19 protein-coding genes are annotated in these 13,821 nt (G+C 47.3%); 16 read left to right on the plus strand and 3 right to left on the minus strand.

The annotated features are described in order from the left end of the window. Positions 1 to 102: 102 nt before the first annotated feature. Together ACJHX7_RS02090 and ACJHX7_RS02095 are read right to left on the minus strand one after the other, a co-directional pair. On the minus strand, positions 103 to 1,296 hold the full coding sequence (locus ACJHX7_RS02090; RefSeq protein ID WP_104888908.1) for a hypothetical protein: 1,194 nt from the start codon (positions 1,294 to 1,296) through the stop codon (positions 103 to 105). Between the two features lie 9 nt (positions 1,297 to 1,305). Continuing rightward, complete coding sequence (locus ACJHX7_RS02095; protein WP_032236358.1) at positions 1,306 to 3,093, minus strand: AAA family ATPase; 1,788 nt, start codon at positions 3,091 to 3,093, stop codon at positions 1,306 to 1,308. 424 nt (positions 3,094 to 3,517) lie between these two features. Here ACJHX7_RS02095 and ACJHX7_RS02100 point away from each other — a divergent pair, with 424 nt between their 5' ends. From ACJHX7_RS02100 to ACJHX7_RS02150, 11 genes are all read left to right on the plus strand, one after another. Then, on the plus strand, positions 3,518 to 3,619 hold the full coding sequence (locus ACJHX7_RS02100; RefSeq protein WP_094030555.1) for a hypothetical protein: 102 nt from the start codon (positions 3,518 to 3,520) through the stop codon (positions 3,617 to 3,619). Further along, entirely contained in the window at positions 3,616 to 4,071 is a 456-nt protein-coding gene (locus tag ACJHX7_RS02105) for a YbcN family protein (protein WP_094030554.1), read from the plus strand. Before ACJHX7_RS02100 ends, ACJHX7_RS02105 begins: the two co-directional genes overlap by 4 nt. Then, on the plus strand, positions 4,071 to 4,241 hold the full coding sequence (locus tag ACJHX7_RS02110; protein ID WP_000224907.1) for a NinE family protein: 171 nt from the start codon (positions 4,071 to 4,073) through the stop codon (positions 4,239 to 4,241). The genes ACJHX7_RS02105 and ACJHX7_RS02110 overlap by 1 nt, the downstream gene beginning before the upstream one ends. After that, the gene (locus tag ACJHX7_RS02115) at positions 4,234 to 4,524 is read left to right on the plus strand and encodes a DUF1364 domain-containing protein (RefSeq protein WP_021540087.1); all 291 of its coding nucleotides are present in this window, start codon (positions 4,234 to 4,236) and stop codon (positions 4,522 to 4,524) included. Before ACJHX7_RS02110 ends, ACJHX7_RS02115 begins: the two co-directional genes overlap by 8 nt. Beyond that, the gene (rusA, locus tag ACJHX7_RS02120) at positions 4,521 to 4,883 is read left to right on the plus strand and encodes a crossover junction endodeoxyribonuclease RusA (RefSeq protein ID WP_094030553.1); all 363 of its coding nucleotides are present in this window, start codon (positions 4,521 to 4,523) and stop codon (positions 4,881 to 4,883) included. Before ACJHX7_RS02115 ends, rusA begins: the two co-directional genes overlap by 4 nt. Further along, on the plus strand, positions 4,880 to 5,020 hold the full coding sequence (locus ACJHX7_RS02125; RefSeq protein WP_000971093.1) for a YlcG family protein: 141 nt from the start codon (positions 4,880 to 4,882) through the stop codon (positions 5,018 to 5,020). The genes rusA and ACJHX7_RS02125 overlap by 4 nt, the downstream gene beginning before the upstream one ends. Next, a complete protein-coding gene (locus ACJHX7_RS02130) occupies positions 5,017 to 5,706 on the plus strand; it encodes a bacteriophage antitermination protein Q (RefSeq protein WP_094030552.1) in 690 nt (229 codons plus the stop codon). Before ACJHX7_RS02125 ends, ACJHX7_RS02130 begins: the two co-directional genes overlap by 4 nt. A gap of 321 nt (positions 5,707 to 6,027) precedes the next feature. Continuing rightward, complete coding sequence (locus ACJHX7_RS02135; RefSeq protein WP_000544528.1) at positions 6,028 to 6,333, plus strand: phage holin family protein; 306 nt, start codon at positions 6,028 to 6,030, stop codon at positions 6,331 to 6,333. Next, positions 6,320 to 6,796, plus strand: coding sequence for a glycoside hydrolase family protein (locus tag ACJHX7_RS02140; protein ID WP_094030551.1), 477 nt, complete (start codon positions 6,320 to 6,322; stop codon positions 6,794 to 6,796). Before ACJHX7_RS02135 ends, ACJHX7_RS02140 begins: the two co-directional genes overlap by 14 nt. After that, on the plus strand, positions 6,793 to 7,236 hold the full coding sequence (locus tag ACJHX7_RS02145; RefSeq protein WP_094030550.1) for a lysis protein: 444 nt from the start codon (positions 6,793 to 6,795) through the stop codon (positions 7,234 to 7,236). The genes ACJHX7_RS02140 and ACJHX7_RS02145 overlap by 4 nt, the downstream gene beginning before the upstream one ends. 38 nt (positions 7,237 to 7,274) lie before the next feature. Then, complete coding sequence (locus ACJHX7_RS02150) at positions 7,275 to 7,649, plus strand: DUF6979 family protein (RefSeq protein WP_094030549.1); 375 nt, start codon at positions 7,275 to 7,277, stop codon at positions 7,647 to 7,649. Between the two features lie 98 nt (positions 7,650 to 7,747). Here the strand turns inward: ACJHX7_RS02150 and ACJHX7_RS02155 are convergent, their stop codons facing one another. After that, entirely contained in the window at positions 7,748 to 7,930 is a 183-nt protein-coding gene (locus ACJHX7_RS02155; RefSeq protein ID WP_033560302.1) for a hypothetical protein, read from the minus strand. A gap of 343 nt (positions 7,931 to 8,273) precedes the next feature. On the opposite strand from ACJHX7_RS02155, the gene ACJHX7_RS02160 reads away from it, so the two are divergent. The 5 genes from ACJHX7_RS02160 to ACJHX7_RS02180 are packed head-to-tail and all read left to right on the plus strand — an operon-like array spanning position 8,274 to position 13,820. Continuing rightward, entirely contained in the window at positions 8,274 to 8,819 is a 546-nt protein-coding gene (locus ACJHX7_RS02160) for a DNA-packaging protein (protein ID WP_094030548.1), read from the plus strand. After that, positions 8,794 to 10,719 carry a phage terminase large subunit family protein gene (locus ACJHX7_RS02165; protein WP_001027295.1) on the plus strand — a complete coding sequence of 642 codons (1,926 nt, stop codon included), beginning with the start codon at positions 8,794 to 8,796 and terminating at the stop codon, positions 10,717 to 10,719. The genes ACJHX7_RS02160 and ACJHX7_RS02165 overlap by 26 nt, the downstream gene beginning before the upstream one ends. After that, a complete protein-coding gene (locus tag ACJHX7_RS02170) occupies positions 10,716 to 10,922 on the plus strand; it encodes a phage head-tail joining protein (protein ID WP_000198149.1) in 207 nt (68 codons plus the stop codon). The genes ACJHX7_RS02165 and ACJHX7_RS02170 overlap by 4 nt, the downstream gene beginning before the upstream one ends. After that, a complete protein-coding gene (locus tag ACJHX7_RS02175) occupies positions 10,919 to 12,520 on the plus strand; it encodes a phage portal protein (RefSeq protein ID WP_089630660.1) in 1,602 nt (533 codons plus the stop codon). The genes ACJHX7_RS02170 and ACJHX7_RS02175 overlap by 4 nt, the downstream gene beginning before the upstream one ends. Next, the gene (locus tag ACJHX7_RS02180) at positions 12,501 to 13,820 is read left to right on the plus strand and encodes a S49 family peptidase (RefSeq protein WP_094030547.1); all 1,320 of its coding nucleotides are present in this window, start codon (positions 12,501 to 12,503) and stop codon (positions 13,818 to 13,820) included. Before ACJHX7_RS02175 ends, ACJHX7_RS02180 begins: the two co-directional genes overlap by 20 nt. Position 13,821: the final 1 nt, after the last annotated feature.

A 13,821-nucleotide genomic window follows, 5' to 3' on the forward strand; every position in this document is an offset into this window, starting at 1 on the left:
CGGAGCATGAAGACAGCACCGAGCACAGTGTAACTATTCGATTTGTTTCTGTTTGATTTTTCGACATACTACATTATATAGCTCGATATCCTTTCATTTTACTTATTCAATTAACGGTACTTGTTTGTTGCAGAATACTAATATTGCATCTTGAGTAAGTTTTTTATGCATATGCTTTAGCGGCTCAATGTTAGTCTCGTAACCGAAAGTAGCGAAAAGAGTTGGTTCTATAATGAAATTTTCTTCATAAGCTTTTAGATCAAATGCTCTCTTTGCAATTAATCTAACTGCTTTCTTTCTAATGCGTGAATTATATCTATTCTCTATGCTAAGTTTAGCCATGTTTTCATCGATGTTGTTTTTTTGTTTTTTTAGTATAATTTGAATGTGATCATCATCAATTTGGCCATCTCTATATATATAATCAATGTCATAATTAAAATCAAAAAGCTGAGTGTCATTTACACCTTCAAGAAAAGGATTTGAAAATGGGGTCATGATCGGATCGAGTGATTTTTTATAAGTACTATTGCATTTAGTGCAGCTAGGAATTAAATTAAATAAACTAAAGGAGATCAACGGATATTTGTACTTAGGTATGAAATGATCAAATGCTGGCCTGTAGCTAGTACCTGTATGGTCTTCTACTTGTTCAATTTCTTCACTGTTGCAATATGGGCATATGCTAATGTCTAAAAAACTGTTCAATTGATACGCTGTTTCTCTATCAATAAGTGAGTACTTAAATATTTCAGAAATATTTTTAACCCATGATGGAAATAACTTAATGGTATTTTCCTTTAAAGGACCACCATTCTTGATACTTATAAGATTAAGAATCTTATCTCTTAAACTAGATAATTTTTGGGGGGAGAAATGTGTATTTAATATATCTTCAAGTATTAGGCTTTGTGTAGTTTGAGAGAAAGATGTGATTATTTTGATGGCATGTGCTAGTTCATTATAAACTATTTTTTTGTTTTCTTTTGTTTTTAAAGGTAATTGTAGGTTTGTTAATGGTTGTAAATTTAAGTGCCTTAAAAAATAATCAGGAGAATAGTACTCACACACAACTGGGTGTTTGTTGTATATTTTGATGATTATATTTTTTAATCGTTTGGGTTTTGAAAAGACTAATTTTCTGATAGTTTTTTTGTTGATTGTATTTAGAAACTCTACTTCATCGGGAGTAATGTTCAGTAACTTCCTCTGCTTCACGCGTTTATTAACTTTGCTTACTATTTTAGAAAAGGATATTTTTACATCAACATTGAAGTCTTTGTTTATTTTTATCATTTTTTTTACTCATTTCTCAAAAGAATCTGTTTTATCATTGTTTTTGTTTAACTTCAGATCAATAAGATTTATGAGAAGTTTATTTTTAATTTGTGATAGTATGGTTTTTTGATGTTTATTTAAATTACCGTCATCTGAGTTTTTTATTATTGAGTTTAGATAATTATGTGCGTGCTGTCCTATTGTGGCATCAATAAAAAAACCATTTATATATAATTCTGATATGGTTGCTCCGAAACCAAACTCTACTTTCTTAGTATAGGTTCCTTGATTATGATCTCTTTCAAGATATATTATATCTGATGGCAAAAAATCACTTGCGAGTATAGGGGAGTGAGTTGTAAATACTAATTGAATATTTTTACTTTGTTTATATCTTAATGTTAAATCTATAATTTCTGAAAAAATAACTCGTTGCCATTCAGGGTGTAGATATAAATCACACTCATCTAATAATATTATAATATTTTTGCTGTTGCTATGTTCTATAGAATCATAAAGTTGATTGAAAAGGTTTAATTTTGCAAACTCTCCTGAACTAAGTGAATCCCAACCATACTTAAATCGCGATGATACGCCATTTGGTAACCTATCAACTAATCTTATTAACTCCATAATCTGCTTTGGTTCTTCAACTGTGAAAGATAAACTATCAACTGGGTCTCTTGCTGTGTTTTCTAATATATCAGCTATATTACCAATAATGTCGGAGATATGTTCAGATAACATTGCTATTTTTGACTGAAATTTAACATTAACGTTAAATTCATCTAAAGTCTCTAATATAGTTTTTGCTGGATCTTTTTCTTCAAGATACGCGCGACACAAGCAAAATAAATAAACAGTCTCACATATGTCTTTAGGGATTTTTGATGTCTTGAGTAAATGCCATGTTATTGCAGGCAAAAGCATCAAGTAAATTATTTTGTGATATGAAAAGGTTGCGAGGAAATTTAATGATCTTTCTTTGTTAAAAATAATGCTAATAATAAAATCTTCATCGTAATCTATCCCATGATTGAGTATATCCACAAGTGAAATACCTAAAGAATCTAAATCACGTTCAATATATCTAGGGAGCTTATTGTTTTTAATTCTATCATTCAACGTATCAAAAAAGTATTCAATAGCTCCAAAAAGTCCTTTGTCACCAATATCATTGTTTTTTATAATGGAATTTATTTTATATACTGGTGAGTTTTCTATTTCAAATTGAAATTTAGTATTAAGTCTTGATAAATTGTCTTTAGCCCATGAACTGTGGTCTGAAAATGAAATTAATTGCTTAAGTAATTTCTTATTGCGTGTTTTACTGCCTTGCAAAAAATATGACAGTGATAAATCTTTGGAAATCGAATCGTTTTTTTTCTTTTTTTGTCCAACTAACATACTTTTGAGGTCGATTGTGTTATTTATCTTTATTAGATTGATTTTGTTTCTTCTAAAAAAATGTTCATTATTATCAATCAGTTCCGTTTGCATTTTGGATAATATTACAGGAGGTTTGCAATTGCTTGTGATAATTATAAGTTTATCATTTTCATTCCAGATGCTATAACCGCTACCTTCAAAATCGTAAATAAAGCTACTAATGAAATCTAAAATTGATGACTTTCCAACACCATTTTTCCCTAAAATTAATGTACAGGGAATATTGCTATAATAGTCACGACTTAAATCTTTCTTAGCAATTGTAAGGACGTTACCTTTATGGCTAAAGGTAAATTTACTTGAGGTGGGGAGGGACAGCTTATTTAAACCTTTATAATTGTGGATATAAGTGTATATTAGTTCCATTATATAACCAATCTCTTAAATATGAAAAAACATAATGGGGTGATAGGCGTATTTGAAAAATACACGCTACCGCCACCTAGCGTTAAGCTGGGAGTATTATTTTTATATTTTACCCCAAGTATTTGTTTTATGCAATTGTATCATCACATCTTTTGAAAGTTTGCTTTCTAAATGTAATTGTAATTTTTAACGGGTTTAATTGTCTTAAAGTGTTTGGGTGATTTGTTTTTCGAGGTTGCCTTCATAAATTAAGAGATAAAGACGTTGTAATGTATTTTTATATGAGTGAGCTAATAAATGAAATCTTGATTGAAAATTATAGGTTGGCGGTTACTTAAATTTGATTTTCCAAAATCAGATCGTCATAATTATCGCATCGGAGCCTGAACACCTCCGGTGACTTCTGCGCTAAACGGGGACGTTTATGCGCACATACAATCTAAACTCTCTTCTCCCTTCACAGATGCAGAAATGCACCTGCGATTCTTTGCATCCAACGTTTGACATCTGCGGAGGTGAAGCGTGAACCTCCCACAAGACGGCATCAAATTACATCGCGGCAACTTCACCGCTATCGGCCAGCAGATCCTGCCTTATCTGGAGGACGGAAAATGCTTTCGCATGGTGCTTAAACCGTGGCGTGAGAAACGCAGCCTTTCCCAGAATGCACTCAGCCACATGTGGTACAGCGAAATCAGTGAATACCTCATAAGCAGGGGGAAATCGTTCGCTACTGCAGCATGGGTAAAAGATGCTCTCAAACACACATACCTCGGTTATGAAACCAAAGAACTGGTTGATGTCATAACCGGTGAAATCACCACTATTCAGTCGTTACGCCATACCTCCGACCTCGATACCGGAGAGATGTATGTCTTCCTGTGTAAGGTTGAAGCCTGGGCGATAAATATTGGCTGCCACCTGACTATTCCGCAGAGCTGCGAGTTCCAGCTGCTGCGTGATAAGCAGGAGGCGTAATGGCTACACCGCTTATTCGTGTCATGAACGGACACATCTACAAAGTACCAAATCGTCGTAAGCGTAAGCCTGAGCTGAAACCATCCGAAATACCAACACTGCTCGGATATACCGCCAGCCTGGTTGATAAAAAATGGTTGCGACTGGCAGCAAGGAGGAATCATGGCTGATTTGAGAAAAGCAGCGTGTGGTCGGGAATGCCAGGTAAGAATCCCAGGCGTATGTAATGGCAATCCTGAAACGTCTGTACTGGCACATATCCGGCTGGCTGGATTGTGCGGTACCGGTATCAAACCGCCAGACCTGATTGCCACCATTGCATGTTCTGCCTGCCACGACGAAATCGACCGCCGCACACATTTTGTCGATGCTGAGTATGCAAAAGAATGCGCGCTGGAAGGTATGGCGAGAACGCAGGTTATCTGGCTGAAAGAGGGGGTAATTAAGGCGTGAATACTTACCACATCACACTACCCTGGCCGCCGAGCAATAACCGCTACTACCGCCATAATCGCGGGCGCACACACATCAGCGCAGAAGGGCTGGCATACCGCGATAACGTCGCCCGAATCATCAAAGGCTCCATGCTGGATATCGGCCTGGCTATGCCAGTGAAAATCCGTATTGGGTGCCACATGCCGGATCGCCGTCGCCGTGACCTGGATAATCTGCAAAAAGCCGCTTTTGACGCACTCACCAAAGCAGGTTTCTGGCTGGATGATGCTCAGGTCGTTGATTACCGTGTTGTGAAGATGCCCGTTACCAAAGGTGGGAAGCTGGAGCTGACCATCACCGAACTGGGGAATGAATGATGTTTGAGTCTTATATGGCAGAACGTCTTCGCCACCGCTGGATGCGCCTGCGCTTATATCGTTTCCCCGGTTCTGTTTTGACCGATTACCGGATACTGAAGAATTACGCCAAAACACTGAAAGGAGCTGCCGCATGAATACCCAATATTTACAGTATGTCCGCGAGCAACTCATTGTGGCTACCGCTGATTTGAGCGGAGCAACGAAAGGCCAGCTTGAAGCCTGGCTGGAGCATGCACAATTTGATACTGGTACATATAAACGAAACAAGCCGCGCATTCTGGATGAGGTAACGGGCAAGATGATTACGCTGGATAATCCGCCGATTTCCGGTAAGCAGTCGTACGCAAAAGGTTCATCTGTCGCCCTGGTCAGTTCGGTCGAGTTTTCAACCTCTTCGTGGCGGCGTGCGATTTTGTCTCTCGATGAACATCAGAAAGCGTGGTTGCTGTGGAGTTACAGTGAAAATATTCGCTGGGAGCATCAGGTTGCCATAACGCAGTGGGCATGGAACGAGTTTAAGGCTCTGTTGGGTACCAGAAAAATTGCAGGTAAGACACTGGATCGCCTGAAGAAGTTAATCTGGCTGGCTGCACAGGATGTGAAGAACGAGCTGGCAGGGCGTAAGACCTATGAATACCAGGAGCTGGCATCACTGGTGGGAGTGACATCAAAAAACTGGTCTGAGACATTTACTGAACGCTGGGTTGCAATGAAGCACATTTTTCTACAGCTTGATAGCCAAGCTTTATTGCTTTTAACGAAAACACGTTCAAAACAAAAGACCACATTTTCACAGCAAGATATTGCAAAACTGGATTAAAAAGCATATATTTCATATAAATCTGATATTTTGCCAATGTTGTACGCACTGGCAGTATTCCAAATTCAAGCTCGAGGTTTAAAGCCTTGGGCTTTTCTGTTTCTGGGCGGTGAGTATCCTTCCAACGTACCCCAGCCAGGGTGTCTTCAGCTGTTGAGTTGATATTGCTTAACCCTCTGTTGCCAGCTACATGCTGGCTTTTTTATTCCAGGCTTGCGGGGAGCATCAACTCCGTGCTTTGTCGTTAAATTACCCCGTGAGCCTGATTTCTGACATTTAACGTCCCGGCCTTTTGTCGGCGGCGAAACATTGGCTATTCATATGCACGAAAAAGAGAGCCTTGCCGGAGCGTTCTGGCTCGTTTTGCTGATCATCGCAGGTTGGGGCGGTCTGGTCCGCTACCTGATAGATGTGAAGCAGAGTAAAGCAACGTGGAGTTGGATAAATGCTCTGGCTCAGATAGTGGTATCAGGATTCACCGGTGTTATTGGTGGCCTGATCAGCATCGAAAGTGGATTCAGTATTTACATGATTCTCGCGACAGCGGGGATTAGTGGTGCGATGGGTTCGGTTGCACTGACGTACTTCTGGGAACGACTGACAGGGGTGAAAAATGCAAAATCTTAATCCTCAGCGTAAAGCTTTCCTCGATATGGTGGCATGGTCAGAAGGAACGGATAACGGACGGCAGAAAACCAGAAATCATGGTTATGACGTCATTGTAGGCGGAGAGCTATTTACTGATTACTCCGATCACCCTCGCAAACTTGTCACGCTAAACCCAAAACTCAAATCAACAGCAGCCGGGCGCTACCAGCTTCTTTCCCGTTGGTGGGATTCCTATCGTAAGCAGCTTGGCCTGAAAGACTTCTCTCCGAAAAGCCAAGACGCTGTGGCATTGCAGCAGATTAAAGAGCGTGGCGCTTTACCGATGATTGATCGCGGTGATATCCGTCAGGCTATCGATCGTTGCAGCAATATCTGGGCTTCACTGCCGGGCGCTGGTTATGGACAGTTCGAGCATAAGGCTGACAACCTGATTGCAAAATTCAAAGAAGCTGGCGGAACGGTCAGAGAGATTGAGGTATGAGCAGAGTAACCGCGATTATCTCCGCTCTGGTTATCTGCATCATCGTCTGCCTGTCATGGGCTGTTAATCATTACCGTGATAACGCCATCGCCTACAAAGAGCAGCGCGACAAAGCCGCATCTACTATCGCTGACATGCAGAAGCGTCAACGTGATGTAGCAGAACTCGACGCCAGATACACAAAGGAGCTTGCTGATGCTAACGCGACTATCGAAAGTCTACGTGCTGATGTTTTTGCTGGTCGTAAGTGGCTGCGCGTCAAAGCAGTCTGTCCGGACATGCATAAAACCACCGCCGCCTCCGGCGTGGATAATGGTGCCAGCCCCAGACTTACTGACACCGCTCAACGGGATTATTTCGTTCTCAGAGAGCGCATCGAAACCGTAACTAACCAATTGAATGGTCTGCAAGAGTATGTGAGATCACAGTGTTCATATTAGAAAAGTCTTATCATAAGATTTTTGTATATGGATGCATTATGTCTCAATACGCTCAAGCCGCTTTAAATGCTTATCAATTGGTTGCTCATAACTCAATGTCTCCTCGTGATGCATGGGAGGCTGCTGTCGCTGAGGTTACAGAAAGCGAATCGGCAAGAAAGAAGGGATGCCCAAGGGCAACGTTTCTCGCTCTGGCGGATAGCGGTTATCTGAAGAATGTAAAACCACATCATGGGGAGAAAAAGATCGGTAAGTTGTACCAAAGGGCAATTGAAGTTGCGAATCTGATTCTTGATTTACCCGGAATTAGCAAAGCTGAGCTAGTTGATAAAACTTGCTATAAAGACAGGCAAGGGTCTTATGACATTGCTCTAACTCTCGCTCAGCACGGATTAATCCAGCGTCCTCAATAAGATATTAAGTGATTTATGGCCTCGCTTTTAGCGGGGCTTTTTCATATCTGAATCTCACCATGCATATCATCACCTGACTGGAACGTCAGGAGAATTCGTTACCGGGATTCGATAAAGGTATTCAAGCCTGACACATTATGCGCTGTATCGTCGCCGTATTCCTGCATTAACCATGACCGTAGCCCGACGGGGAATTCCTTCTGCGCGAGTGTGCGGGAATAATCAAAAACGATGCACACCGGGTTTTTACCGCGTTTATGATTCGCGGGTTTGTCCCTCATGCTCGCCAGTCCTGTGCGGGGGTGGAAGAAACAGGACGTGTATTCAGGTCTGTGCAACCGTGGTCGCACGACTTTTGTCGTTCAGCTATTAAATCCCATTACGAAGTCGACCAGAACGGCTGACGGGTCCTTTCCGGCGATCCGACAGGTTACGGGGCGGCGACCTCGCGGGTTTTCGCTATTTATGAAAATTTTCCGGTTTAAGGCGTTTCCGTTCTTCTTTGCCGTAACTTAATGTTTTTATTTAAAACACCCTCTGAAAAGAAAGGAAACGACAGGTGCTGAAAACGAGCTTTTTGGCCTCTGTCGTTTCCTTTCTCTGTTTTTGTCCGTGGAATGAACAATGGAAGTCAACAAAAAGCAGCTGGCTGACATTTTCGGCGCGAGTATCCGTACCATTCAGAACTGGCAGGAGCAGGGAATGCCCGTTCTGCGGGGTGGAGGCAAGGGTAATGAAGTGCTTTATGACTCTGCCGCCGCCATAAAATGGTATGCCGAAAGGGATGCTGAAATTGAGAACGAAAAGCTGCGCCGGGAAGTTGAAGAACTGCGGCAGGCCAGCGAGACAGATCTCCAGCCAGGGACTATTGAGTACGAACGCCATCGACTTACGCGTGCGCAGGCCGACGCACAGGAACTGAAGAATGCCAGAGACTCCGCTGAAGTGGTGGAAACCGCATTCTGTACTTTCGTGTTGTCGCGGATCGCAGGTGAAATTGCCAGTATTCTCGACGGGCTCCCCCTGTCGGTGCAGCGGCGTTTTCCGGAACTGGAAAACCGACATGTTGATTTCCTGAAACGGGATATCATCAAAGCCATGAACAAAGCAGCCGCGCTGGATGAACTGATACCGGGGTTGCTGAGTGAATATATCGAACAGTCAGGTTAACAGGCTGCGGCATTTTGTCCGCGCCGGGCTTCGCTCACTGTTCAGGCCGGAGCCACAGACCGCCGTTGAATGGGCGGATGCTAATTACTATCTCCCGAAAGAATCCGCATACCAGGAAGGGCGCTGGGAAACACTGCCCTTTCAGCGGGCCATCATGAATGCGATGGGCAGCGACTACATCCGCGAGGTGAATGTGGTGAAGTCTGCCCGTGTCGGTTATTCCAAAATGCTGTTGGGTGTTTATGCCTACTTCATAGAGCATAAGCAGCGCAACACCCTTATCTGGTTGCCGACGGATGGCGATGCCGAAAACTTCATGAAAACCCACGTTGAGCCGACCATCCGTGATATTCCGTCGCTGCTGGCGCTGGCCCCGTGGTATGGCAAAAAGCACCGGGATAACACGCTCACCATGAAGCGTTTCACCAATGGGCGTGGCTTCTGGTGCCTGGGCGGTAAAGCGGCAAAAAACTACCGTGAAAAGTCAGTGGATGTGGCGGGTTATGATGAACTTGCTGCCTTTGATGATGATATTGAACAGGAAGGCTCTCCGACGTTCCTGGGCGACAAGCGTATTGAAGGCTCGGTCTGGCCAAAGTCCATCCGTGGCTCCACGCCCAAAGTGAGAGGCACCTGCCAGATTGAGCGTGCAGCCAGTGAATCCCCGCATTTTATGCGTTTTCATGTTGCCTGCCCGCACTGCGGGGAGGAGCAGTATCTTAAATTTGGCGACAAAGAGACGCCGTTTGGCCTCAAATGGACGCCGGATGACCCCTCCAGCGTGTTTTATCTCTGCGAGCATAATGCCTGCGTCATCCGCCAGCAGGAGCTGGACTTTACTGATGCCCGTTATATCTGCGAAAAGACCGGGATCTGGACCCGCGATGGCATTCTCTGGTTTTCGTCATCCGGTGAAGAGATTGAGCCGCCGGACAGTGTGACTTTTCACATCTGGACGGCGTACAGCCCGTTCACCACCTGGGTGCAGATTGTCAAAGACTGGATGAAAACGAAAGGGGATACGGGAAAACGTAAAACCTTCGTGAACACCACGCTCGGTGAGACATGGGAAGCGAAAATCGGTGAACGTCCGGATGCTGAAGTGATGGCAGAGCGGAAAGAGCATTATTCAGCGCCCGTTCCTGACCGTGTGGCTTACCTGACTGCCGGTATCGACTCCCAGCTGGATCGCTACGAAATGCGCGTATGGGGATGGGGGCCGGGTGAGGAAAGCTGGCTGATTGACCGGCAGATTATTATGGGCCGCCACGATGATGAACAGACTCTGCTGCGTGTGGATGAGGCCATCAATAAAACCTACACCCGCCGGAATGGTGCAGAAATGTCGGTATCCCGTATCTGCTGGGATATTGGCGGGATTGACCCGACCATTGTGTATGAACGCTCGAAAAAGCATGGGCTGTTCCGGGTGATCCCCATTAAAGGGGCATCCGTCTACGGAAAGCCTGTGGCCAGCATGCCACGTAAGCGAAACAAAAACGGGGTTTACCTTACCGAAATCGGTACGGATACCGCGAAAGAGCAGATTTATAACCGCTTCACACTGACGCCGGAAGGGGATGAACCGCTTCCCGGTGCCGTTCACTTCCCGAATAACCCGGATATTTTTGATCTGACCGAAGCGCAGCAGCTGACTGCTGAAGAGCAGGTCGAAAAATGGGTGGATGGCAGGAAAAAAATACTGTGGGACAGCAAAAAGCGACGCAATGAGGCACTCGACTGCTTCGTTTATGCGCTGGCGGCGCTCCGTATCAGTATTTCCCGCTGGCAGCTGGATCTCAGTGCACTGCTGGCGAGCCTGCAGGAGGAGGATGGTGCAGCAACCAACAAGAAAACACTGGCAGATTACGCCCGTGCCTTATCCGGAGAGGATGAATGACGCGACAGGAAGAACTTGCCGCTGCCCGTGCGGCACTGCATGACCTGATGACAGGTAAACGGGTGGCAACAGTACAGAAAGATGGACGAAGGGTGGAGTTTACGGCCACTTCCGTGTCTGACCTGAAAAAATACATTGCAGAGCTGGAAGTGCAGACCGGCATGACACAGCGACGCAGGGGACCTGCAGGATTTTATGTATGAAAACGCCCACCATTCCCACCCTTCTGGGGCCGGACGGCATGACATCGCTGCGTGAATATGCCGGTTATCACGGCGGTGGCAGCGGATTTGGTGGGCAGTTGCGGGCGTGGAACCCACCGAGTGAAAGTGTGGATGCAGCCCTGCTGCCCAACTTTACCCGTGGCAATGCCCGCGCAGACGATCTGGTACGCAATAACGGCTATGCTGCCAACGCCATCCAGCTGCATCAGGATCATATCGTCGGGTCCTTTTTCCGGCTCAGTCATCGCCCAAGCTGGCGTTATCTGGGCATCGGGGAGGAAGACGCCCGTGCCTTTTCCCGCGAGGTTGAAGCGGCATGGAAAGAGTTTGCCGAGGATGACTGCTGCTGCATTGACGTTGAGCGAAAACGCACGTTTACCATGATGATTCGGGAAGGTGTGGCCATGCACGCCTTTAACGGTGAACTGTTCGTTCAGGCCACCTGGGATACCAGTTCGTCGCGGCTGTTCCGGACACAGTTCCGGATGGTCAGCCCAAAGCGCATCAGCAACCCGAACAATACCGGCGACAGCCGGAACTGCCGTGCCGGTGTGCAGATTAATGACAGCGGTGCGGCGCTGGGATATTACGTCAGCGAGGACGGGTATCCTGGCTGGATGCCGCAGAAATGGACATGGATACCCCGTGAGTTACCCGGCGGTCGTGCTTCGTTCATTCACGTCTTTGAACCCGTGGAGGACGGGCAGACCCGCGGTGCAAATGTGTTTTACAGCGTGATGGAGCAGATGAAGATGCTCGACACGCTGCAGAACACGCAGCTGCAGAGCGCCATTGTGAAGGCGATGTATGCCGCCACCATTGAGAGTGAGCTGGATACGCAGTCAGCGATGGATTTTATTCTTGGCGCGAACAGTCAGGAGCAGCGGGAAAGGCTGACGGGCTGGATTGGTGAAATTGCCGCGTATTACGCCGCTGCGCCGGTCCGGCTGGGAGGCGCAAAAGTGCCGCACCTGATGCCAGGTGACTCACTGAACCTGCAGACGGCTCAGGACACGGATAACGGCTACTCCGTTTTTGAGCAGTCACTGCTGCGGTATATCGCAGCCGGGCTGGGTGTCTCGTATGAGCAGCTTTCCCGGAATTACGCCCAGATGAGCTACTCCACGGCACGGGCCAGCGCGAACGAGTCGTGGGCGCACTTTATGGGACGGCGAAAATTCGTCGCATCCCGTCAGGCGAGCCAGATGTTTCTGTGCTGGCTGGAAGAGGCCATCGTTCGCCGCGTGGTGACGTTACCTTCAAAAGCGCGCTTCAGTTTTCAGGAAGCCCGAAGTGCCTGGGGGAACTGTGACTGGATAGGCTCCGGTCGTATGGCCATCGATGGTCTGAAAGAAGTTCAGGAAGCGGTGATGCTGATAGAAGCCGGACTGAGCACCTACGAGAAAGAGTGCGCGAAACGCGGTGACGACTATCAGGAAATTTTTGCCCAGCAGGTCCGTGAAACGATGGAGCGCCGCGCTGCTGGTCTTAAACCGCCCGCCTGGGCGGCTGCGGCATTTGAATCCGGGCTGCGACAATCAACAGAGGAGGAGAAGAGTGACAGCAGAGCTGCGTAATCTCCCGCATATTGCCAGCATGGCCTTTAATGAGCCGCTGATGCTTGAACCCGCCTATGCGCGGGTTTTCTTTTGTGCACTTGCAGGCCAGCTTGGGATCAGCCGCCTGACGGATGCGGTGTCCGGTGACAGCCTGGCTGCCGGAGAGGCACCCGCGACGCTGGCGTTATCCGGTGATGATGACGGACCGCGACAGGCCCGCAGTTATCAGGTCATGAACGGCATCGCCGTGCTGCCGGTGTCCGGCACGCTGGTCAGCCGGACGCGGGCGCTGCAGCCGTATTCGGGGATGACCGGTTACAACGGCATTATCGCCCGTCTGCAACAGGCTGCCAGCGACCCGATGGTGGACGGCATTCTGCTCGATATGGACACGCCCGGCGGGATGGTGGCGGGGGCATTTGACTGCGCTGACATCATCGCCCGTGTGCGTGACATAAAACCGGTATGGGCGCTGGCCAACGACATGAACTGCAGTGCAGGTCAGTTGCTTGCCAGTGCCGCTTCCCGGCGTCTGGTCACACAGACCGCCCGGACAGGCTCCATCGGCGTCGTGATGGCTCACAGTAATTACGGCGCTGCGCTGGAGAAACAGGGTGTGGAAATCACGCTGATTTACAGCGGCAGCCATAAGGTGGATGGCAACCCCTACAGCCATCTTCCGGATGACGTCCGGGAGACACTGCAGTCCCGGATGGATGCAACCCGTCAGATGTTTGCGCAGAAGGTGTCGGCATATACCGGTCTGTCCGTGCAGGCCGTGCTGGATACCGAGGCTGCAGTGTACAGCGGTCAGGAGGCCATTGATGCCGGACTGGCTGATGAACTTGTTAACAGCACCGATGCGATCACCGTCATGCGTGATGCACTGGATGCACGTAAATCCCGTCTCTCAGGAGGGCGAATGACCAAAGAGACTCAATCAACAACTGTTTCAGCCACTGCTTCGCAGGCTGACGTTACTGACGTGATGCCCGCGACGGAGGGCGAAAACGCCAGCGCGGCGCAGCCGGACGTGAATGCGCAGATCACCGCAGCGGTTGCGGCAGAAAACAGCCGCATTATGGGGATCCTCAACTGTGAGGAGGCTCACGGACGCGAAGAACAGGCTCGCGTGCTGGCAGAAACTCCCGGTATGACCGTGGAAACGGCCCGCCGAATTCTGGCCGCAGCACCACAGAGTGCACAGGCGCGCAGTGACACTGCGCTGGATCGTCTGATGCAGGGGGCACCGGCACCGCTGGCTGCAGGTAACCCGGCATCTGATGCCGTTAACGATTTGCTGAACACACCAGTGTAAG

It is taken from the genome of Escherichia sp. WS1451, assembly GCF_046487365.1.
GTDB classification, from domain to species: Bacteria; Pseudomonadota; Gammaproteobacteria; order Enterobacterales; family Enterobacteriaceae; genus Escherichia; species Escherichia coli.